The organism is Chitinophaga oryzae (assembly GCF_012516375.2).
Taxonomy (GTDB): Bacteria; Bacteroidota; Bacteroidia; order Chitinophagales; family Chitinophagaceae; genus Chitinophaga; species Chitinophaga oryzae.
The window spans coordinates 3,538,667-3,561,632 of record NZ_CP051204.2; the positions used below are offsets into that span (position 1 = coordinate 3,538,667).

The following is a 22,966-nucleotide window of genomic DNA, read 5'->3' on the forward strand; positions in this document are numbered from 1 at the left end:
AAACATTAAAGAGTTACGTTAATCCCGGCGGTGATCACCCGCAGGGGAGGGATCACTGAAGGGTTGAGATTCTCGGGGTCCAGTCCGTTATATTTCGAAATGGTCAAAAGGTTTTGCCCTTGCAGGTATATGCTGCCGTTTTTGAGATGCAGCCTTTTATTAAGGGCTTCGCTTAATGTATAGCGGAGGCTTACATTCTGCAGCCGGGCATAGGTAGCGTCGGAGTACGCGCCCGTACTTTCATTGAATATCAGCTGGCGTCCGAAGTTGCCGAACTGCGTACTCACTTTGGGAATATCTGTCTGGTCGCCGGGCTTCTGCCAGCGCTCAAGCCACATGCTGCTGCCATTGCTTCCAAATATACCGAAAGGAAGGAGGGCGTTGCCAAGCAGGTTTTTACCCTTCCGGCTGGTGAAGTTGATGGAGAAATCCAATGAAAACTGCTTGTAGGTAAAGGAGTTGGTCAGGCTGCCGTAATACTTTGGCGCCAGGTCAATAAACTCCGTTTTATCGGCCTGCGTGAACGAACCTGAAAAATCATCTGTCTTGCCTTTGCTGTTGGTAAAGCTGTAGTAGCCTGTTTCAGGGTTCACGCCGTTGTATTTGTACAACAATACCCCTGTAACCGGTTTGCCTAAAACATAGTTGGAATTTTGATTGGCTTGTGTAGGGATCCGCAGCAGTTTGCTCTCAGGTACGGTGATATTGAACCGGGTAGTCCAGCTGAAATGCTTTTTCCTGATATTGTCGGAAGTTACACTGGCTTCATAACCGCTGTTGCGGATCAGCGCATCGGAATTGAGCGTATAGCTTGTGTAGCCGGTAACGCTGGAAAGTGGCTGACTAAGCAACTGGTTGCCTGCCCGGTTCAAATAATAGCTGAAATCTGCCATGATCTTGTTGTCGAGGAACCCTAACTCCAGGCCTGCTTCTGAATTGAAATTCCGTTCCCAGTTCAGGATCGGATTTGGCAGGGCGTTGGGTTGTAAACCTGTTTTGCCGTCGTAGTTCCCTGACATGGCCTGGTAAGTTTCGATGTAACGGAAATCGCCGATCGCGTCGCCGCCTACTACGCCGCTGCTGACCCTCAGCTTACCATAGCTAAGTGCCGGCAATTTATCTTTCAGCAGTTTTTCTTCACTGAAGATCCATGCCAGGGCGCCTGAGCCGAAGTTGCCGAACCTGCGGCCGGGACCAAACTTCGTAGAGCCATCGTGCCGGAGGTTCACGTTCGCAATATATTTTTCATTCCACACGAACTTTACGATACCATAGGTGCCGATAGAGCGGTATTCATTCAGTTCATATTTCGAAACCACGGAAGTGGCTATGGCCGGGTTGACGAGCAACGCGTCGGATGGGAAACCGGTGCCGGTGATATCGGTCATCTGTGATAGCTGGTTGCTGATCTCTGCGCCTATCTTAACGCTCAGGTTACCGCGTGATGTGATCATTTTCCTATACTCGCCGTATGGAGAGATGGTAATGGAGCGGGTAGAAAACTGGTGCAGGATGCCTACCGTCTGCGTGGCCGCCAGGATATTGGAGGGATTGAAGGTGCTGGTAGGATTGCCTATCAGTTCCTTTCCGTTGATGGTGTTATATCCAAATACGCTGTTCAGCGTGATGCTCTTCGTTGGCCGGTAGGTCAGCGTAGCATTGGCCAGCAGGTTATTGGTCGTGTTTTTATATTGTTTGTTGATGTTGGAAGCAAAGCTGGTGCTGTTGACGTTAGTACCGATAGCATCCCAGTTAATGCTGCCGTCGGGATTGAAAGGGCGGGGCGCATTTGGAACAGCCATGACGGATCCGGAGAAGTCCTGTGGCACCATATCGTTCACTGAGCTCAGGTAGGTACCAGTCAGCGACATGTTGAACTTGTTGTTCGTAGTGCCTGTGTTCAGGGCAAAGCGCAGGGAGCCGTCTTTGTTGGCGCCGGTATGGCGTTGGATGTTACCTGTATTGCGCAGGCTTCCGCTTATAAGGTAGTTGGTGTTGCCAGCCCCGCCGCTGTAAGACAGGTTGATATTGGTAGTAGCGGCGGCTTTGCCCATCAGTTCTTTCCGCCAGTTGGTATAGCGGTCTTCAGGCCAGGTGCCGTTCAGGTCAAGGTCTTGCGCTGAGATCTGCAGGTGATCGTTCTTCAGCGCTTCCCGCCGGAGCAGGAGGTATTCTTCGGTATTCATCAGCTTAGGCGCCTTGCCCATGAGCGACACGCCCGTATATACGTTGGCGTTAAAGGCCTGGCGATTGCCGCGGGCTTTTTTTGTAGTGATAAGGATCACCCCATATGCGCCGGAAGAACCGTAAATAGCCGTTGCGTCTATATCTTTCAGCACATCTACGCTTTCTATGTCATTAGGATTGATATAATTGAGTCCACTGCCGCCCTGTAAAAAGCTCTGGGTGCCGTACAATGTATTTGTCGAGAGCGGGAGCGTGCCGGCAGGGAACCGTACTCCATCTACTATAATGAGCGGTTGTGTGGCCCCGGTAGTGAGGTTGGCGGCGCCGCGCATCCTTACGGTAAATGCCCCGCCGGGCTGGCCTGTCACCTGTTGAATAAAGAGGCCGGGCACTTTTCCCTGGAGCGCTTCCATGACATTGTTCACAGGGCTTTTCGCGATCTCCTTCGAGGAAATGGAACTGATGTTACCGGCATTGAACCGTTTGGTGGTGGTTCCATAGGCCATCACTTGTACTTCGTCCAAAGGCGAGGAGCTGGGAGCCAGGCGAACCGATAGCAGGGCGCTGCTGCCGGAGAGCAGGCTGGATACTGCTTCTCCTTCATCCTTGTTGCCGGGGCGCCCCGGCTGGCTGTCTTTCACTGCAACGAAGCTGCCGTTGACCCGCTTAACGGTCAGGGGGAGGAAACCGACGGCAGAGATACGGAGCAGGTCCCCTTCCGCTACTTCTATTGTAAACGTGCCATTGGCGGCGGTTACAGTGCCTTTGTTCTGACCAACGATAACTACGGTTACGCCAGGCATTGGTTTTCCATCCCCGGAACGCACAACGCCATTTACCGGCGGAAGCGCCGCATTAATGTTGGCGGTGGAAGTGGTGCCTCCATCAGGGGTTGGTTGATTTTTACGGGTGACGAGGATTGTCTTTCCCTGGACCATATATTCTAATGGTTGGCCCCTGAAGGCGAGTTCCAGGAACCTGAGAAGCGGAACGGCGTTAGCGGAAAGCGCTAAAGGCCTGGCATCGGAAAGAACGCCTTTCTGATTTAATACTACATAGCCGGTTTGGTCTTTAATGGCCTTGAATATCTCCCGCATGGTCAGTTGCCGCCCGGCGATCGAGACTTGTTGTGCCCTGCCGGTGGCATGCGTTTGAAGAAGCGCCGCCGTTAGCAAAAGGGTGGTGAATCGCATAATCCGTTTGATTTTTTCAATAAGCCCACGGTCCGGCAAGCCGGGTAATGGCCAATAACGTTTTTTTTGCATAAATTGCAAATAGATTTGGTTGTTAGAAAAATTGATGTAAAAGGCTTTTTTTGTCAGCTGGATCTCTTACCGTCACAGGTCTCAACTGTGGCGGTAATTTTTGTTATCTCATATTTTAATGTTGGTCGTTATGCGTATTATTATGGTTGAACTATCAGTTTTCTTCCTTCTAATCTGAATTGAATGCCGCTGCGGCTAAGTATAGTCAGCAATCCGTTTAATGGTACATCTCTTGTCATCTGCCCTTCAAATTCAATATCCGGCGTCCCTTTTTCATATACAACTTCAATATCGTACCAGCGTTCCAGTTGACGCATAATATCAGCAAAGTCAGCGCCGTCAAAATTGAACAGGCCATTTTTCCAGGCAATCACGTTATCGACATCGGCATGCTCTTTCACCGTGATACGATTAGCTGCCGCGCTGATCCTGGCCTGCTGGCCGGGGCGCAGTACTACTTCAGCCGCTTTCCCTGGCACGGGGGCGGATACACGTACAGCTCCTTCCATTAAAGTAGCGGCAAGGGCTTCCTCGTTGTCATAGGCATTTACGTTGAAATGTGTGCCGAGCACCAGGATGTCCGCTTTCTGATTGATATTCACATGAAAAGGTTTTTTAGTGTCGGGCGCTACTTCGAAATACGCTTCGCCTTTTACTTCAACCTGTCTTTTTCCCTCTCCAAATACCGTAGGGTATCTTAATGAACTGGCAGCGTTCAGCCAGACGGCTGTGCCGTCGGATAACACCACCCGGAACTGCCGCCCCCGGGGCGTAGTAATGGTGTTGTAGGTAGCTGTTTCGGCGCTGGTCCCGGCAGGTTGATACGAAAGCTGCGCGTCGGCCAGTACCAGCTGCGCCCCGTTTTGCCGGGCGATCGTACCATTGCCAAGGCTGTCGAGCACCACTTCGGAACCGTCAGCAAGGGTGAGGATGGCGCCTTCTTTACCAGGCAGGATATTATGCTTCTCTGTTCCGTTGTGGGCCAGCCCTGTTGTTGCCGGCCGGGAAAGCCACAGGTAACTGCATACAACCATCGCAAGTACTGCTGCAGCTGCCGCGGGCCAGTACCATCGGCGGTACGATGCGACCTGTACTGGCGGTCGGTCGCTGGCGAGCGCAGTATGCAGTATAGGCAGCAGCGCCCCGTCCGGCGGGACGGAAATATCCAGGTCGCCTGCGAGGGCGTCAAAAGCTGCCAGCAGGGCGTCATAACTCTCCTGGTCCCGGAGCAGTTGTCCGAATTCGGCCTGTTCGGCTTCTGTCAGGCCCTTTTCCAGGTAGCGGCCAACCAGATAAATAATGCGAGATTGATCCATATCCTATATAAGAGATGCGCGTGAAAGGGGGATGTCACTATGCGTCTTAAAAAAAATATAAAAAAACAACTACAGACATCAGGTCCATAGGGAAAAGAAAACCGCGGATCGTTTGCAGGGCCGCGCTAAGCACATTTCTTACATACCCGTTGGACAACCCCAGTTCTTCCGCGATTTCTTTTGTTGTCATCCCCTTTTCCCGGCTCATCTGGTAAATAAGCCTGCGTTGGGGAGACATGGCAGAGAGGGCCTTGCCCACCGCTTCCTGGATCTCTTTTACGGACAAGGAGTGGAGTGCCTGGTTATGGCTGTCGGCTTCTGTTGGAAGGCCATCCAGTTTGCGTTGATAGACGGCGGCTTTGCGGAGGTATTGCAGGCATTCCCGGACCAGGACCTTTCTCAGCCAGGGGCCAGGCAGTTCAATTTCCGCCAGGGTGGTCCTGTTCAGCCATAATTTGATAAAATAGTCCTGCAGCACTTCCTGGCTGGCAGCCTCGCTTTGCAGGATCCGCATGGAAATGCGGGATAACGCCGCCGAATAGGTGTTAAAAAGATCGGCAAAGGCGGCTTCATTCCCTTCAGCAATTCTTGAAAGAAGTTCTCTGTCACTGTATGGAGATGAGCCGGACGTCAATTCACTATAGTTTGCGTGTGGGCGTGCAAGCTAATAATAATTTTAGGATTTATCAGGTAAAACTGCGGGGGAGGTTTTCCGGCAGTAATTTCTCCCGCAAACCGTATTTTTAATAGTATGTTAGACCCGAACCATCCGAACACGCCATTTATTTTTCAGGCGGCTGCTCATCCTGATCAGCTGCGGCTCTATTGGAAACATCGCGCCACCATGCGGGAAGAGGCGCTGGAGCAGTCGTTGCGCACAGTGGTGGAGGCGCTGGAAGCGCTCACTCGTTCCAGGTTTGCCAAAAACGAAACAGCTGTTGCCGGGAAACTGGAGGCTATTGTGCAGCTGTTTGACGACAAAGAGGCCGGTGATAGCGGCTTCTACGACCTCCTTGGCCAGCTGGAGCATGATTTAGGTACCTGGGCGATATAGCGTATGTCACTTCACCCGTTAATTTTCCTGTTTCGGTTTCGATTTTTACCTGACCATCCCCAATTTTTCTTTCATTTGCATAAATGATCAGAAACGAGAGGAAAATATACCTGTACAGCTCCTTATTGATTGCTTTGGTGGTGAATTCGGCCAAATTAATGGCGCTTAATACAGATGGGATCATCGCCCGTTATTGGCAATTTGATATCCGGGAATATGGCTTCCAGTTTCTGTACAACCTGTTGTTTTGCCTCGCACTGTTACACCTGAACCTTGCTCACGACAGATATTTCAGCGTGTACAGACAAAATAAACAGTGGCTGAAGTTATATGCCTTAAATGCACTGTTGATACTGGCAGCCATTATCGTGGGGAGTTGCATACACGCAGCGCTGTTTGGGGCGGTGCACCTTCCGGGAACGATCGCAAGGGGGTATTTCGCCCGGTTTTCACTCAGTACCGTGATGATAGCCGTGGTAATACGCCTTATCCTTCTGACACGGGAAAGCAGGCATAAGGACCTGGTAAACGAACAGCTTCATGCCGCTTATCTGCAAGCCCAGTTGAAACTGCTGCAGGAGCAACTCAACCCACACTTCCTTTTCAATACCCTCAGCAGCCTTTCCGCTATTGTGAGGGAGAATCCGCAACGGGCCCAGGCCTATATCGTCCACCTGTCCAAAGTTTTCCGGTATACCCTGATACACTCGGGCGGTCATATGCTAACGATAGGAACAGAGCTTCAGCATTTGGCATCTTATACGCAACTGATCACCATGCGGCTGGAAGATGCCTTCCGGATCCGGATAAACGTAAGCCCGGAGGCATTGCAGAAACGGATTCCGCACTTATCATTACAGCCGCTGGTTGAAAATGCCGTTAAACATAATGCTGCCACCTCATCAAAGGTGTTAACAGTGGATATTTATAACGAAAACGACTGGCTGGTTGTGCAAAACAACCTGCAGCCGGCCAGCGGCGAAACCGAAGGCACCGGGTTAGGACTGGCCAATCTGAACGAACGATTTAAACTGCAAACCAGCCGCGAAATAGCCATACACCAGACAGCGGAATATTTTATTGTTAAACTGCCCTTAGTATGACGTCGCCACTCCGCATAGTATTGATCGAAGACGAAGCCGCTACGGCGAGAAACCTGGAGTATATTCTCAGCGCCATCAAACCTTCTATTGAGATAATGGCAACCTTAACAGGCGTAACGGAAGGCGTTGAATGGCTGACAGCCAACAACGGTTATGATTTGATATTTTCGGACATACGGCTTGCAGACGGATTGTCATTCGAAATTTTTAAAGAGATAAACACCGTCAAGCCTGTTATTTTTGTTACGGCCTATAACGACTATGCCATAGAAGCCTTTCGTAATAATGGCATCGATTATATTTTAAAGCCTTTTGATGAAGATGAGATACGCCGCGCTTTGACAAAATACGATACGCTGATAGCGCCCGGTAGGGAAGTGCAACAGGCTAAAATAGCGGCCTTGTTACAGCAGTTGCAGTCGGCCACTAAAAACTATAAAAATTCATTTCTCTTTCATCATTGCGGAAGGCTTATCCCCGTGGAAACAGCTAAAATCCACTGGTTTTACACCGCCAACGACATCGTGTATGCCCATACGGCGGACGGACGACAATTTATCGCTCCGTCTAAGCTGGAGCAGCTGGAGCGGCAGCTGGACCCCGGGCTTTTTTTCAGGGCCAACCGTCAGTTCATTATCAACCGCCATGCGGTGGGTACGGTAGCGTATTTTTTCAACGGGAGACTGGAGGTCATCATTCACCCCTCACCACAAGAGCAGGTACTGGTTAGCAAAGCAAGAGCAATGCTCTTCAGAAAATGGCTGGACCAATAAGCTATTTCACCCTCGGATTTTACAGGCTGACCTTTTTTTATTTTAAGAACCAGCGTGGGGGTCGTTACATTCGTTGTGTAACAATTAAAATTCTTCAAGATGGTTCTGAAAACAAAGACACGACCGGCCTTCCTGGCGGCCTTCCTGATGCTCATCACATTTGCGGCGTCGGCGCAAAACAAAGCAATATTAAAAGACAGTACGCCAGAACAGCTGGCAAAGATGCAAACGGAATGGATGCAGGAAAAGCTGGGCCTGAGTACCACTCAAACCGCGCAGGTGTATGATGTCAATCTTCAATATGCCAGGAAAAATGCACCCCTTCTGCAAAGTACAGCGGGCAAGCGCTCCCGGTTCAAAAAGCTGAAAGCGCTACAGGAGGAAAAGCTTGCTGCGCTCGGCAAAATTCTGGATGCGGACCAGTACAAAAACTATGAAGCACTAAGAAAGCAGATGTTAAATTCAATAAAAGAAAGCAGAAAATGAAGAAACTATTATATCTGTTGGTGATGATGTCCGGCGCTATTTTAGCCTGCTCTAAAAACAACGATACTGAAGAGATGTTGCACTTGCAGGCCGATAGAAGTCTGCAGGGGCCGATACAGAAGCCGTTGTCCGGTTATGGATCGGACGGAAGTTATGAGGTGGCGGAAGCAGATTTTGACAATCCGCAGTATGCCGGAACACAAGTGGCCGTTTTTTATCCGAAAGGTATTACATCCCCCAGACCGACCATATTTTTTGCGCATCCTTTTGGGGGAGAAAACAAAGCTTATAATATAGAACTGTACCATTTTATCGCGAAGAAAGGTTACGTGGTAGTGTTTGTCCCTTACCGTACCATCGATATCAGCGTAGATCACCGCTACCAGACCCTTTGGGAAGGTTTTGTCAAAGCTGCTGACAAATATCCTGGCATCATAGACACCAGAAAAGTGGGTTTTATGGGACATTCATTTGGTGGTGGCGCCTGCATAGACCTGGCCTATAAAGCCTTTACCGAAAAAGGATGGGGGCAGGATGCCCGTTTCCTTTTTACAATGGCGCCGTGGTATTCTTTTAACTGGAACAGTCCGTTCACTACGGCACAGCAGTTACAAAGTTTTCCTGCCAATACCAAAATGATAGCGCAGGTATATGATGAAGATGATGTAAACGACCACCGGATGTCTGTCGATATCTTTAAACACATCAATATACCTGACAGTGAGAAGGATTTCGTTTATGTCAGATCATCTGTCATTAACGGGTATGATTATGTGACAGACCACGTAATGCCCAGCTCGCGAAAGGCTTTTGACGCCCTGGATTATTACGGCGTATATCGCCTGTTAGACGCCTTAATGGATTACAGCTTCAATGCAAATGCCAATGCCAAAAGCGTGGCGTTAGGGAATGGATCTGCTGCACAGGCCACGATGCCTTCCTATAAAGGACAGTCGATGGCGCCACTCGAGGTAACGGACAATCCTGTGCCCAAATATCCCCAGAGCAAATATCAGTTTCCCTGTGGCAGCAATACTAATCCGAGGAATAGCTATTGTGAGTAATACAACGCGGGGGCGGAAGCACCAGAGGCGCCTCCGGTTAGCGGGGGCGCCTCTGGTGCTTGTAATTACATATATCCGGGAGGGATAGCATCCTGTTTCAGGAAATCTTCCATGACGGGGAGCAGCCTTTGTGGCCGCATCATCACACCCATATGGGTGGTGCCGGGAAGTATCGCCAGGCGTTTATTGGGCAGTGGGCCCATGTCGCCCATTTTACCGCCGCCCAGTAACCGGAACATCTCTACGGCATGTTCTGCGACAATGGCATCAGCATCACCAAAGATCAGCAGCGTCTGCGATTGGATGCCGCTGATAGCGGAAGCCGGCCAGTCCTGCACGTCTGTGTCCAGCGCTTTCAGCTTTTCTACCAGCACAGGGAAGTTTTTGGGATTGGGAGCAAGGCTGTCATACACCATTTTCATAGGGGTGCCTTCCAGATATTCCGCCTTGAAGCCTGGCATCATCTGTATCAGTTCCGGTTGCATGCCTGACTTCTTAAAAGAAGCAGAGGCAACGATCAGCTTCTTTACTTTTTGAGGGTGCCTTATGGCGAGCTGCAGCGCCGTGCCGCCGCCCATGCTGTAGCCAAATACGTCCGCACTGTCTATTTTCAGGTACTTTAATAATGCCGCCGCATCATCGGCCATGTTCTCACAAGTGATCGGACGGTTGATGTCAGCAGTACGGGCATGTCCCTGGGCTTCAAAAATGATCACTTTCCGGGTGCGGGACAGTGAATCCATCATTTGGCGAAAAGGCCCTTCGATGCTCATGTAGGCGCCATGCAATAACAGGATGGGGGCGCCGTTGCCCTGAACTTCATAATACATTTTAAGTCCGTTTACGGGGGCGTATCCTTTGGCGGCCGGTTGTTGCGCTTTGCCAGGTTTGAAACAGATGCATGTTACCAGTACAATCAGCCATGCTTTGGTTGAGTGGTTCATTTTATGGTGTTTTATTTGGGTGTAAACTGTTGTCTTAACAGGAACAAAATTATAACGCGATATCGATTTCGAAGAGGGGCCAGCACGACAAATTGAGGGGGTGAATACACAATAATTGCCGTTGGTCCAAATCCTGTTCCCTGCTCCTTAAAAAAGGCATACATTGTAGCATGGACAACAGAACAAGCTGGGCAGACAATCTACGTTCATTCATTACCGTGCTGGTAGTGGCCCATCATTCGTCGCTGGCCTATACTACTTTTGCCTGGTTTGATAAAACTGCGTATATCCGCTCCACGCACCCTGTCGTGGATGCGGCCCGAAGCAGAGGGCTGGACATTTTCGAAGATTTTAACGATGTCTTTTTTATGTCGCTGATGTTTTTGATCAGTGGCATTTTTGTGTTCCGTAGCCTGCAACATAAAGGTGCTGGCAAGTTTATACGTGATCGTTTTTACCGCCTGTTCCTTCCTTTTCTTATAGGCGTTACCGTGCTGATGTTGCTGGCGTATTATCCGGCCTATTATTTAGCGCACGGCCGGCACGACATCGCTGCCTATGTCGTTGATTTTTTCACCGTAGAGGCGTGGCCGGTAGGGCCGCCGTGGTTTATCTGGGTATTGTTTGCCTTTAATATTGTGGTAGCCGTATTGTTTCCCCTGGTGCAGCACCGTATTACGCGCTGGAATCAATGGTTGACCGGCCTGCAGCAACATCCGGTGAAAATTGTGTTGTACTGGTTTCTTTTTTCATGGGTGTTATATGTACCGCTGGTATTGCTGACAGACGCGGGCCGGTGGACCGGCATCGGGCCTTTTGATTTCCAGGTAAGCCGCGTGTTGTTGTATTTCGGTTATTTCTCTCTCGGGATACTGATAGGAGCAGGGGGATTGGCACGCAGCATTTTCGCTGACGGCTCCGTATGGGTACGTTACTGGTGGTGCTGGCTGCTGGCCGCGGCAGGCGTATATGCGGCCCTGAAAGGCAGTGAAGCGCCGCTGACAGCCATGATGGCCCGGCAGGAGCTGAGCGTGCTACACGCCAACCTGATATACCGGTCGGTCTGGATACTGTCCTGCACGCTGAGCGGCATCGCTTTCCTCACTACTTTCAAAAGCCTGATGAACCGTACCGGTGCAGGATGGCAGTCGCTTTCAGCCAACGCCTATGGCATCTACCTCGTGCATTATATTTTTGTCTTGTGGTGCCAGTATCTCCTGCTGGATGTGCCCCTGACCGCATGGCCCAAATTCCTGCTCACTTTCGTGGCCAGCTGGCTGCTAAGCTGGGGGTTGACAGCCATCGTCAGGAAAAACAGGACCATCGGCAGATATTTATAGAACCCCGGAAGGGGTTCGGTTGTTATCCTGTTAAAACAGCAGGATACACATGCAGCAGACTACATTATCATCCGGCCAATGGCCGGTCATTAACTACAACGACTGGAAAGACACCCTCGCCACTGTACATCTGTGGACGCAGATCGTGGGTAAAATACGCCTGCGGCAAATGCCCTGGCTCAATCATTCCTGGCATGTAACGTTATATGTCAACCCCTATGGACTCAGCACCGGCAGTATGCCATACCGCCACGGTATTTTCCAGATCGATTTTGATTTTATTCATCACCAGCTTGTGATCACCACCAGCAGCGGGGGAAAAGAGGCCCTGGGCCTGCGGCCGCGTACTGTAGCGGATTTCTACGCTTCCCTGTTCGACAAGCTGAAGTCGCTGCAGATAGATGTGACCATCTATCCTGTGCCCAGCGAGATGCCGGACGCCATTCCTTTCACCAAAGATCAGCTGCATCAGTCGTATGATCAGCACCAGATGGAGAACTTCTGGCAGGCACTGGTGCGCATACATAACGTATTCACCCGTTTCCGTGCCGGTTTCACCGGCAAGTGCAGCCCCGTGCACTTTTTCTGGGGTGCTTTCGACCTGGCCGTTACCCGTTTCTCCGGCCGTGACGCTCCGCAGCATCAGGGACAAATGCCCAATATGCCGGCGGTGGTGATGCAGGAGGCTTACTCCAAAGAGGTGAGCTCCTGCGGCTTCTGGCCGGGCAACGATCAGTTTCCGGAGGCCGCTTTTTACGCTTATGCTTATCCGGCGGCGCCGGAATTTGCCGCACAGCCGGTGCAGCCGGCAGCAGCTTTCTTCAGCCCGGAAATGGGAGAATTCCTGTTGCCTTATGCGGCGGTTCAAGCGTCAGATGACCCGGAAGGTACGCTGATGGCTTTTCTGCGGACTACTTATGAGGCGGCGGCTAACACGGCGCATTGGGACCGTAAAGCGCTGGAGTGTGATCATTCGGACCTGGAGGAGGCGTATGGGTGTTATAAGACAAAGTAATTCCAATGAAGGGAGCTTATCCTCTGAGAAAATACCCTTTTCAGATGTATGTACCGGGGTACCAGGTGATGCATCGAAAAGATACATCACCTGGTATAAAGTTAATGGGCTGTGGCTTGAAAGGTAGCATTAACATCGGGTAGCCCTCCAGGCTGAGGAGAAGGGAGGATGGTAACACCACCTTGGGTATTTATAAACCAGGAGGTAGTAGAACCGGCTATGGGAGTAATACCTTGTATCTGGCCGTTAAAGGAAAGATTTGTCCAGGCAGAACTATACCCTGTCATATTACCCAAACCTGAGTATGAGTATACCGGCTCTGATCTCTTGGTGACGACAACACTGGGTATCCATTCATCTGCGTTGGCGCCGGCAGTCCACTGACAGTTAAAGTCAACAGTGAATCTACAGCCCAGGGTTGTGGTGTTGCCTAAATTGACCTGCAGGTTAGGGGAGGTGCTATAGTATTGGGGCTGGCCGTCTTCAAAACCTCTGGTTTGATTAGTACTGTTGCCTTCAGGCTTTTTTACTTTCGTAACAGCCGCAGTAACTGAAAAAATTTCTCCCGTCCTTACAAAGGCAAATGCTTCATAGGCTTCCTTGTAAGTTCTAAAAGCCGGTGTGTTCGTCGTGTTTGAGGTAGACGGTATCACTTTTAGATGGATCAACTTTTCAAGTTGTGATTTGTAATACTGTTCCGAGTGTTCCTGGTCATCGGTGTTTTTTTGACAGGAAATAAGAAGTAATGCAGTACTAGCGATCAATAATAGAGTTTTCTTACTGTTTGTCATCATAGGAGACGTAATTGATTTGGGTTAAGAAGTTGAAAATAGGTTCATCTCTAAGGTAAGTTGATCACAGGATTCTTTTTTCTTTTTCATAATGATTTTTATAGTCATCCTATGACATTCAATGCTGTACTAAATTATATCGATTTAGATTAAGTTTTCGTATACTCGTTTAAGTTACCAAGGTAGTTTAGTGAACGGTTTAGTAAAGCCAATTAATCACCATTGTAGCTATCGGTGATCACCTCTTCCCATCCCTTCATCTCTTCCAGCGTACCCCATGTCAAACTCCTGTCTGCACGCAGCCGCGCCTGGCAGAACATCTCCGCCATCTCTGGTGATGCCGTCTGTATCAACTCTATCGCCTGTATCGCCAGCGCCATTTTTTCTACGATGATCCTGGCGGAACGTTCGTAATCCGACGGGCGTGCAAGCAACAGTTGCAACCCTTCCAGGTGCCTCTTCAATAAAGGATGTAGTCCGACGCCTTGCTGGAAATACTGCATCAGCGCAGCTACGCTCGCGGGTTCTTTCTGCATGGCCCGCAGCACGTCCATCGCCTGGATGTTTCCGGAGCCTTCCCAGATAGCATTGACCGGCACATCGCGGTAAAGCCGCGGCAGGATAGACGTTTCCACGTAACCATTGCCGCCGAGGCATTCTACTATTTCTCCCATGGCAAGGACGGCGCGTTTGGTATTCCAGAACTTGCCTACGGCCGTAGCGATACGGGTGAAATGCAGCGCCGCCTCGTCGGTCTTGGCGTCGTCGAATCCTTTGGCGAGCCGCATGGCGAAGGTGGTCGCGGCGGCCGACTCCAGCGCGAGGTCGGTGAGCACGTTCTGCATCAGCGGGTGATGCAGCAGCGATTTTCCGAATGTATGCCGGTGTTGGCAATGATGGACCGCTTCAGCGAGGGCGCGTTGCAGCGTAGCGGCGGAACCGACGGCACAGTCCAGCCGCGTGTGGCGTACCATCTCCATAATATTGGCGATGCCGCGGCCTTCATCCCCGATGATACGGGCCCAGGCGCCGTGAAACTCTACCTCTCCGGAGGCGTTGGAACGGTTACCGAGCTTGTCTTTCAGGCGTTGGAACCGGAGCTGGTTTTTGGCGCCGTCGGGTGTAAAGCGGGGGAGGAGGAAACAACTGAGTCCTCCGGGTGCTTGTGCCAGCACGAGGAAAGCGTCGCTCATGGGCGCGCTGCAGAACCATTTACGGCCGGTAATGCGGTAGCTGCCGTCGCCGGCGGGTTGTGCCATGGTGATATTGGCGCGTACGTCGCTGCCGCCCTGTGGTTCTGTCATGGCCATGCCGAAGGTGACGCCGTGTTTTTCAGTGTAGGGAAGGTGACGTTCGTCGTAGATGGTGGAGAGCACGCGTGGCAGCCATTCCCGGGCAATATCAGGGGCTATCTGCAGCGAGGGGACCACGGCAAAAGTCATCGTCAGCGGGCAACTGCTGCCTTCATCGATTTGTTGTTTCAGGTAGGAGAGCACGCTATGGGCGAGGTAACCGCCTTTTTCGGCGGTAGTCCACGCGATGGAATGCACCTGGTGCCGGATGGCCGCTGTCATCATCTGATGGTAGGCCGGATGGTAGGCCACGGTATCGAGGCGGTTGCCGAAACGGTCATGGGTATGCAGTACCGGCAGATGAGTATTTGCGAGGATACCGGCTTCCTGGAACTCATGACTGCCCATCAATTGGCCCATTTCGGTGGCCAGGGGCACGGCCCAGCTGCCGCCATAGGCGCGCAACGTGTTTTGCAGCACGGGGTGGGTGGTGAACGTGTTGTAGTTCTCCAGCACGGGAACCTGGTTGCTGACATGTTCAAAATCGAAACCGGGACCAGACATAAACAACGGATTTGATGTACTTAAATTTACGATATTTACCTTTAGCATGAATTAACCATAAAGCCTATACGAATATGGTGCAACGGGAAAATATCATCAAAGCCTATGTGGAGGCTTATAACAACAAGGACGTAGACGGAATGCTGCACGATATGGCGGAGGGGGTAGTTTTTGAAAACGTTTCCGGCGGGACAGTTACCCTCAGTATCAAAGGGCGGAATGACCTGCGGGCACAGGCGGAACAGGTATTGCCGGTATTTACTGAGAGAAGGCAGACTATCCGGGCGTTCCGCCATGAAGGGGATCAGGCGGCGATAGACATCGATTACCACGCGGTAGTGGCCATCGACCTGCCCAATGGCCTTAAAAAGGGCGATACGCTGGCGTTAACGGGGCAGTCAGTTTTTACGTTTTCGGCTGAAGGGAAAATTGTCAAACTGACCGATATCAGTTAAAAAAAGAACAGCCGTCCCGACAGATAGGGACGGCTGCTGAAATATTACTGTAACAAAGAAGCCAGCTTTTTCTCCAGTGCTTCTGCACGGAGGTTTTTGGCGACGATTTTCCCATCGGGACCAATCAGGAAGTTGGCCGGAATACCCTGCACCCCGTACATTTTGGCAGCTTCGTTTTTCCAGCCTTTCAGATCAGACACCTGTGTCCACTGCAACTGATCGTCATGGATAGCCTGCATCCAGAAAGACTTGCCGTTTTCATTGTCCAGGGATACCCCCAGGATCGTGAAATTTTTATCCTTGAATTTGTTGAAGGCGGCTACCACATTGGGGTTCTCCTGGCGGCAGGGGCCGCACCAGCTGGCCCAGAAATCCACCAGTACGTATTTACCGCGGAAATCTTTCAGTGATACGGGGTTGCCCAGCGTGTCGTTTTGGGTGAACTCCGGCGCTACCACGCCAATGGCGGTCCTGCGCTGGCTTTCCAGGAGGTTGGCAAACTGCTGGCCGGATTTGCTTTTGCGTACGGTAGGCGACAACAGCTTAAATACCGGCTCCGCCACCGCCGGGTCCGGATCGTAACCGGCCCACTCGGTCAGGGCGTCGAGGCTCACCGTGGTATTCGGATGCGCTTTGATAAAGGCGGTCAGCACTTTCTGCTGTGCAGCCGCAATCGCTTTATTGTCAGCCTGGTACTGTTGCTTAAACGCTTCCTGCTGACGTTCCGCCGGCGGCGTGCCGTAGTACTTCTTACTGAGCGCGTCGGAACGTTTGGTGACATCGCTGGACGCGGTTTTATACTGCTGGTGCACCGTATTGGCAGCACCGCCTTTTACAGTAGCATTGGCGATGGAGTCGGCGCTCTCCACTTTGATGTTGCCTTGCTCCAGGTAAAATACCAGGCGGTTGGCGGTAAAGGAGGAGGAAAGGGTATTGCCGGTAAAGAGGAATGCTCTTGCAGCGATGTCAGTCTTACCCGTGAACGTAAAACGGCCGTCATTGATAGCAACGGAATCAATAACGCGGCCTTTGCTGTTGCTGCTATACAGGTACGCTTTTTCGAATTTGTTGTCCTTGCCGATGCTGCCGCTGATGGTGTACGGCCCTTCCTGTGCAAAGGCCAGGACAGGCAGCAGACAGGCGGCGGTTAATGCGATTGTTCTCATGTAATCGTTGGTTTATCTGATGTTGATATATTGAAGCGTTAGTGACCCAACTTCTCCCGGTATTTGTTACCGGCAGCCTGGATATCCCAGTCATAGCTATTGAAGAAACGGATGATCACTTCGTACTTGCGTGCCCGTGCGGGGCTGCTATCGAGATATTTGGCTTTGATATTGGCATAGGATTCTGTGGCAAGTAACCTGAACCATTCTCCAAAATCACTCTCGAAGTTGATGCTGCCAACGGATGTGATGAATCCGCCGTTAAGAGCTATTTGGTCAAACGCTTTATCCCTCGCATCTTCATCCTTGTCCTTCTCGAACTGTTTAAATACTTTATCCCGTGCTTCACCGCCGTCATAGGCTTTTCCAGCCAACACAAATTCTGTAAGCGGGGAGTCAAAGCGAGCGGCAACCATCCCCCCGAGATTGCCCCAGGTCATGCGGACGAGGACAGAATCTTTGAAGTAATGATTGGCGGGATCTGTAACTGGTAATGCACCATATATTTGATTGGGCCAGCATATTACCAGACGACTCCGCCCCAGTACTTTGAAATCATCCATCCAAAAGCTACCGCCGTAGCTCTTTACAAAGAAAAGCTCCAGCGGAAAGAACTTTTTGGCGAATTTTTCAGATACATTGGAAAGCAACGTCTGTGCGTAAATGGTTGCACCGGCCCGTTGATCGTTATCTATCTTTGCTACTCCCCAACGGTTAATAGGATCAGTGACCAGCACGCCATTGGTCACTTCTTTCCAGTGATTGAAATCCATCCGCACCCAGACACCGTAACGATTATAAAGGTCTTTTACTTCAGCAGGAGCATCGGCAGGCGGTGTGAACTGTTTTTCGATGCCCAGGTCCGACGTAATCTCCGGTTTGTCTTCTTTCGAGCAGCCTATACAGCAGGCTACCAGGGCAAGCAGGGAAACATATATTGGTTTCATGTTTTGTTTCATTTTCAGATGATGATCATGGATTTAAAGGAATGGAAGGGCTATTGTTCAATTCTGAAGGTGGTATCTGCAATAAATATCTATTGTCGTTTTGTTTTAAATTATAAATCTGTCCGTTTTTATAGACATGGGAGAGTGCCGGTTTGCCGAGCCTTCTCAGGTCCATCCAGCGTAAGCCCCCTTCAAAAGCGGTTTCTACACGGCGTTCTTCTAAAATGCGGCTTACTAACGTTTCATCCGAGAAATCGGCAGCTTTCAGCGCTACAAACTCGCCTTTGCGTATACGACGTACCAACAGCGCGTTGAGATCGGCAATAGCTTTATCCTTCTGCTTTAGCCTTGCATACGCTTCCGCCCGTATTACATAAGCCTCGCTTACCTTCAGTCCAATATAGTAACAGGGATTTTCCTGCTTAGCGTACATATTGTACAATGTGGGACCGTTTTGTTTACCCTCATTGGTGTTCATGTCCGCGAAAGTAGCGAAGATATAGCGACGATAATCTTTACCACCGGTAGAACGGTTGCATAATGCAAACAACTCTTGTGATGGCCTGAACATGTAGTTTGCATGATAGTAGATGTTTGTATTGGCCACCCCACCCGTGAAAAATAAGATCTCATTTTTATAGTCTCCGCCATCGATTACGCCTACGTTACCCGTGAAGGCATATCTGTCTTCTTTATCATCGATGCGTGTCTGCATATTGTTCATATCAGACAACGGTTTGTTGACGATGACATCTGAAGCAGCGGAAATGGCCTTTTCATAATCACCCATGAAGAGGTTCACACGGGCACGCAACGCCTGCACGGCGCTCGCATCGAACCGAAATTTGTTACGGGACTTTTTACCGGCCAATAACACGGAGGCCTGGTCCAGGTCGGATACAATCTGCGTGTATACTTTCTCCAACGGCTCACGCACATTGTTTTGGGTATTCTGATGAACATCTTTAGCGGTCAGCGGCATAGGAACCCCATGCGCCTTCAGTGTTGCAGGACTGTAAGGCTCGGCGTAATAATTTGCCAGGTAGAAGTAGCTCCAGGCACGCAAAGCGTATGCTTCACCCTTTACGGTTTCAAATAACTCTTTTTCGTTGCTCGCTGGCTGCCGTTCATTAAAGTTGTCCAGAACGGTATTGGCATAGTAGATAGAAGTATAAAGCTGACCCCAATAAGGATCCGTTTCAACGCCATCTGCCAGCTTCGAAGGCGACCAGGTAAACCAGAGATCCAGGTCTTTCTGGGCAGACGCTATAATGTTCAAATTGGCGTAAACGTTGTCGGTCATCAGCTCTGTCTTCATAAAATAGTCTACACGCGGATATCCGCCCAGTAGAACAGATTCATAATCCGAGATGGTTACCGGCATCATTCGGTTCACCGGTTTGATGTCCAGCATTTTATTACAACCGGCAAAAATCAGTGAAAGCAATAACAGGGGCGTCAGATATCTGAATTTCATGATAGCATCTGTTTTTAAAACTGTAAGGAAAAAGAGAAAGAATAAGAACGTGGCAGCGGCAGATAGGTGTTGCCGAAGGACACATTGGCAGACCTGGTATTGTCGTATTTCATTACCGAGCCGGTCGCCTCCGGATCCTGTCCCTTCAGCGCGCTGTTCTTCCATACATGGAGGTTGTTACCCTGCAGCATAAAACGCATATTCTGGATGCCGCTCTTACGCAGGTGTGCATTATAGAGGTCATAACTCAGTGAAAGGTTTTGCAGGCGTACAAAATCGCCTTTTACCGTACGCAGGTCACTGTTATTATACATGGTCCCGTTATATGGCGATACATCTGTTAAGCCCGGGATGTTAGTTTCCGACTCCAGTCTGGGAATATTGGTCGTCAACTCATCGCCAGGTTGCTGCCAGCGGTTCACCCATTCGGCTGATAAGTTTTGAGTCGGTTCGGGATAATAGAAAAGATCGCTGCTGGTAAGGTTACGGAGCCGGATGACGTTGCCGAAGCTTCCTATAAACAGCGCTGATAAGGTGAATTTTTTATAGGAAATTGTGTTCGTAAAACCTCCCTGGACCAGTGGCATAGTAGAACCTGAATATTCAAGACCATTGATGTTGCGCATACCGCTGGATACTGTTTCGCCTGGTTTGGCCGTATAAAAAGTAGCGCGGCCGTCTTTGTTTAATCCTGCAAAGCGGTAAGACCATAAACCGTTGATTGGCTTGCCTACAACAGCAGACGCGGCATAATCGTAGCGCTGTGCGTTAGTCATTCCATCAACAGTGGGAAGAGAATATACATCCAGCACTTCATTCCGGTTATATCCCGCATTGATGTTGGTGGACCAACGGAAATCTTTGCGGTCGATGTTAATGGTGCTGATTGATACTTCCAGGCCGGTGTTCTTCATAGAGGCCCAGTTTACCTGCAGCGTGTTGAAGCCAGACACCTGTGACACCCTTTTGCTGCCCAGCAAGTCTACGCCTTTTTTGTGATACCATTCTACGGTGGCCATCACACGGCGCTTCCACAATCCTATTTCCAATGCGAGGTTGGTAGTATAGTTTTTTTCCCATTTCAAATTGGGGTTCTTCGGCGCATTAATGATCAGATAGTTGTCTGTATTAGCCAGATCAGGCTTGCCAATAGTAGCTACCAGATCGGAATATGCCTGAGAAGCCACGTTGCCCTGGCTGCCGTAGGACGCGCGGAGGGTAAGGTAACTCAGCCAGTCTTTGTTGGCGAAGAAGTTTTCTTCTTTCATCTGGTAGTTGGCGCCCACTGCCCACAATGGTTGGAATAACTGATTGGTACGGAGGCCGAAGCGGTTGGATCCATCGGTGCGAGCATTAAAGCTAACGGTATAGCGGTTTTTATAGGTGTACCCGGTTGTGCCGAAATACGAAACTGCCGCTGTCTGGTTGAGGCTTTCTGACCAGTACGGGCGACCGATCTGCTTCATCAGTTCAAACTGCGGCATTTGCTGGCGACCACGTTCATGTACATAACCATATATCTCCGTCACTTCGTCCTCGTATCTGGAAGTACGTATTTCCTGACCAGCCATCACATCAAAGCGGTGATGGGCGTTCAATACAGGCATAAATGAAACCTGGTTACGGAGCGTAAGCGATTTATTGTTGTTGTTTCTGCCTTTACGGTAGCCCCCTTCTTTCCACAGTTGTACCCCCTGGTAGTCTATAACAATATAATAGTCGCGCTGCCTGCTTTTTACAAAGTAGCTGTTTTCAGTAGCTACGTCTTCATCGGTGGTATTTTGGTTGGCAAAGGAGAAAAGGCTGCTGAATATAAGAGAATTAATGGGCTTCCACTCTAAGTCCAACGTTCCCCGGATGCCAAAGTTTTGGGAATTACGCCAGCCATAGTTGCGGTTTTCCAGAAAATTGTATTTGATACCGGTGTAGTAAAGATGATTGAATTGCCCGTTTTCATCATAGGCGTTCTGCGCACGCGTCGTGTAAATAGACCACTCAAATGGATTTTCGCGGGAGTCTGTGGCAAAAAAACTGCTATTGTCGCGACGGTTAAGGTCCAGCATACCGCCTACGCGGAGCGTAGGGTGAAGCTTGGTATATACTTTTAGGGAGCCAGTATACGTCTTCATGCCTGTTTGGAGCGCCGTGGCCTGCTCATCCATATAGCTGCCGGAGAGATAGAATGTCGTTTTTTCATTACCGCCGGAAATATTCAGGTTCTGACGATGCGTAAATGAATTTCGGAAAAGATAGTCAAACCAGTCAGTATTGACTGATTCCAGTTGGTTTACCTTTTTCTCGAAGTCAGCCCAGGTTATTTTATGATCATGTACATCTACCAATGCGCGCTCAAAATCGGTGGACGTACCGTATTCACCGGCGCGAGAGGAGCCTGCTGTCAAAACACCGCGCCGCATCATCTCAAGGTTTACACCGATCCTCTCTTTGGAATTCATCATATACGCATCTTCAATCCTTGGCCGCATACCCACCGTTGCAAAGCTGCTGAAGTTGATCCTCGTCTTCCCGGCTGTTCCCTTTTTGGAAGTGAGCACGATCACCCCGTTGGCGGCCTTGGTGCCGTAAATAGCGGTAGCAGCAGCGTCTTTCAGTACGTTGATGGACTCGATATCTTCCACGTTGATGCCACCGATGCCGGAGGCGATCAGGTTGCGGTTGGTCATGATATCGTCCACAGAGGCGTTGATAGGATCATCGAGGATGATACCGTCAACTACCCACAGGGGTTGGGTGTTGCCGCTCAGGGTAGACGTGCCGCGGATGCGTATCTGCGGCACCGCGCCGGGAGCGCCGGAAGTGCTCATCACCACCATGCCGGGCACCTGGCCCTGCAACAGCTTGTCGATATTAGGCTGATTAATGGTTTTGAGGTTTTCGGTTTTAAGAGAAGTGATGGAAGAGGTAAGGGAGCGACGTTCCACTTTCTGGTAGCCGGTCACCACCACTTCGTTCATGCTTTTGTCTTCCTGGCTGAGTACCACATGGATCACTGTTCTGCCTTTGATAGGCTCCTCGTGGTTCTTGTAACCGATGAAGGAAAACACCAGTACCGTTGCTTCATCAGCAGCCTGTATGTACCAGGCGCCCTGTTCGTCGGTGATGGTGCCGCCGTTAGTACCCTTGATCTTCACGGTCACCCCGATGAGCGGCATTCCCCTGGCGTCCCGTACGGTACCGTTGATCCGTTGAAGCACGGGGGCGGGGATGTCCGCTACCGGTTTGGGCTTGATAAGGATGGTATTATTTTCTTCGATGCTGTAGGTGATAGGTTGGTTACTGGTAATATAGTCCAGCGCTTCTTTCAGCGGGACATCGGTCAGTTGCGCAGAAACGGCGCGTGTGTTTTTCAGTGTTTCGTTGCTGTACAGAAACAGGTAACCGGTTTGCTGGCGGATGGTGCTGAAAAGCTGTTGCACGGAGGCGTTACGTCCTGTTAATGTCACTTTCTGGGAATATACCCTGGCGCTAACCTGCAGGCAGAATGCGAGCATTAGCATTCCTGTAAGTTTCATCATTAATAACACTTTTTTAAATCGGTTCCGGCCAGACTGTCTGGTGGTGGGATCTGCCGGAATTTTGGTTGTTGGTATCGGTATACAACGGGGCAATAAGCCCCCTTGGGAGAATAAACTTTCTCTCATATCTTCGTGTCGTTTGGATTTACGATGATGGTTTGTAATAAATCATGATCCTGCCTGGCCATGGA

At 50.2% G+C, this 22,966-nt stretch carries 18 protein-coding genes; 8 read left to right on the forward strand and 10 right to left on the reverse strand.

Annotation, left to right across the window (positions count from 1 at the left end; genetic code table 11):
• Positions 1-5: 5 nt before the first annotated feature.
• The 3 genes from HF324_RS14785 to HF324_RS14795 all read right to left on the reverse strand — a co-directional run bounded on the left by HF324_RS14785 (position 6) and on the right by HF324_RS14795 (position 5,282).
• Positions 6-3,380, reverse strand: coding sequence for a SusC/RagA family TonB-linked outer membrane protein (locus HF324_RS14785; RefSeq protein WP_168803218.1), 3,375 nt, complete (start codon positions 3,378-3,380; stop codon positions 6-8).
• A 212-nt stretch (positions 3,381-3,592) separates the two neighbouring features.
• Positions 3,593-4,768: a FecR family protein gene (locus HF324_RS14790; protein ID WP_168860160.1), complete on the reverse strand. Its 1,176-nt coding sequence runs from the start codon at positions 4,766-4,768 to the stop codon at positions 3,593-3,595.
• A 46-nt stretch (positions 4,769-4,814) separates the two neighbouring features.
• Complete coding sequence (locus HF324_RS14795; RefSeq protein WP_246269538.1) at positions 4,815-5,282, reverse strand: sigma-70 family RNA polymerase sigma factor; 468 nt, start codon at positions 5,280-5,282, stop codon at positions 4,815-4,817.
• Between the two features lie 237 nt (positions 5,283-5,519).
• Between HF324_RS14795 and HF324_RS14800 the strand changes: the two genes are divergently transcribed.
• The 5 genes from HF324_RS14800 (at position 5,520) to HF324_RS14820 (ending at position 9,248) form a co-directional block, all read left to right on the forward strand.
• Positions 5,520-5,822 carry a hypothetical protein gene (locus HF324_RS14800; protein ID WP_168860161.1) on the forward strand — a complete coding sequence of 101 codons (303 nt, stop codon included), beginning with the start codon at positions 5,520-5,522 and terminating at the stop codon, positions 5,820-5,822.
• Between the two features lie 83 nt (positions 5,823-5,905).
• The gene (locus tag HF324_RS14805) at positions 5,906-6,925 is read left to right on the forward strand and encodes a sensor histidine kinase (RefSeq protein WP_168803222.1); all 1,020 of its coding nucleotides are present in this window, start codon (positions 5,906-5,908) and stop codon (positions 6,923-6,925) included.
• Entirely contained in the window at positions 6,922-7,698 is a 777-nt protein-coding gene (locus tag HF324_RS14810) for a LytR/AlgR family response regulator transcription factor (protein ID WP_168860162.1), read from the forward strand. Before HF324_RS14805 ends, HF324_RS14810 begins: the two co-directional genes overlap by 4 nt.
• 99 nt (positions 7,699-7,797) lie before the next feature.
• Positions 7,798-8,184 (forward strand): DUF4890 domain-containing protein, encoded by a 387-nt coding sequence (locus HF324_RS14815; protein ID WP_168803224.1) that lies wholly within the window; start codon positions 7,798-7,800, stop codon positions 8,182-8,184.
• Positions 8,181-9,248, forward strand: coding sequence for an alpha/beta hydrolase family protein (locus HF324_RS14820; RefSeq protein ID WP_168860163.1), 1,068 nt, complete (start codon positions 8,181-8,183; stop codon positions 9,246-9,248). Before HF324_RS14815 ends, HF324_RS14820 begins: the two co-directional genes overlap by 4 nt.
• A gap of 65 nt (positions 9,249-9,313) precedes the next feature.
• Here HF324_RS14820 and HF324_RS14825 read toward each other — a convergent pair whose 3' ends face one another.
• Positions 9,314-10,192 (reverse strand): alpha/beta fold hydrolase, encoded by an 879-nt coding sequence (locus HF324_RS14825; RefSeq protein WP_168803226.1) that lies wholly within the window; start codon positions 10,190-10,192, stop codon positions 9,314-9,316.
• A 170-nt stretch (positions 10,193-10,362) separates the two neighbouring features.
• Here HF324_RS14825 and HF324_RS14830 point away from each other — a divergent pair, with 170 nt between their 5' ends.
• Together HF324_RS14830 and HF324_RS14835 are read left to right on the forward strand one after the other, a co-directional pair.
• Positions 10,363-11,532, forward strand: a complete 1,170-nt coding sequence (locus HF324_RS14830; protein WP_168860164.1) for an acyltransferase family protein — start codon at positions 10,363-10,365, stop codon at positions 11,530-11,532.
• 49 nt (positions 11,533-11,581) lie between these two features.
• On the forward strand, positions 11,582-12,547 hold the full coding sequence (locus HF324_RS14835) for a DUF5996 family protein (protein ID WP_168860165.1): 966 nt from the start codon (positions 11,582-11,584) through the stop codon (positions 12,545-12,547).
• A 101-nt stretch (positions 12,548-12,648) separates the two neighbouring features.
• Here the strand turns inward: HF324_RS14835 and HF324_RS14840 are convergent, their stop codons facing one another.
• The gene (locus tag HF324_RS14840) at positions 12,649-13,341 is read right to left on the reverse strand and encodes a hypothetical protein (RefSeq protein WP_168860166.1); all 693 of its coding nucleotides are present in this window, start codon (positions 13,339-13,341) and stop codon (positions 12,649-12,651) included.
• A gap of 209 nt (positions 13,342-13,550) precedes the next feature.
• The gene (locus HF324_RS14845) at positions 13,551-15,194 is read right to left on the reverse strand and encodes an acyl-CoA dehydrogenase family protein (protein WP_168860167.1); all 1,644 of its coding nucleotides are present in this window, start codon (positions 15,192-15,194) and stop codon (positions 13,551-13,553) included.
• A gap of 74 nt (positions 15,195-15,268) precedes the next feature.
• Here HF324_RS14845 and HF324_RS14850 point away from each other — a divergent pair, with 74 nt between their 5' ends.
• The gene (locus HF324_RS14850; protein ID WP_168803235.1) at positions 15,269-15,649 is read left to right on the forward strand and encodes a nuclear transport factor 2 family protein; all 381 of its coding nucleotides are present in this window, start codon (positions 15,269-15,271) and stop codon (positions 15,647-15,649) included.
• A gap of 44 nt (positions 15,650-15,693) precedes the next feature.
• Here HF324_RS14850 and HF324_RS14855 read toward each other — a convergent pair whose 3' ends face one another.
• The 4 genes from HF324_RS14855 to HF324_RS14870 are packed head-to-tail and all read right to left on the reverse strand — an operon-like array spanning position 15,694 to position 22,775.
• A complete protein-coding gene (locus HF324_RS14855) occupies positions 15,694-16,815 on the reverse strand; it encodes a TlpA disulfide reductase family protein (protein ID WP_168860168.1) in 1,122 nt (373 codons plus the stop codon).
• Positions 16,816-16,853: 38 nt separating this feature from the next.
• The gene (locus tag HF324_RS14860; protein WP_168860169.1) at positions 16,854-17,762 is read right to left on the reverse strand and encodes a hypothetical protein; all 909 of its coding nucleotides are present in this window, start codon (positions 17,760-17,762) and stop codon (positions 16,854-16,856) included.
• Positions 17,763-17,787: 25 nt separating this feature from the next.
• Positions 17,788-19,239, reverse strand: coding sequence for a RagB/SusD family nutrient uptake outer membrane protein (locus tag HF324_RS14865; RefSeq protein ID WP_168803238.1), 1,452 nt, complete (start codon positions 19,237-19,239; stop codon positions 17,788-17,790).
• Positions 19,240-19,253: 14 nt separating this feature from the next.
• Positions 19,254-22,775 (reverse strand): SusC/RagA family TonB-linked outer membrane protein, encoded by a 3,522-nt coding sequence (locus HF324_RS14870; RefSeq protein ID WP_168803239.1) that lies wholly within the window; start codon positions 22,773-22,775, stop codon positions 19,254-19,256.
• Between the last annotated feature and the right edge of the window lie 191 nt (positions 22,776-22,966).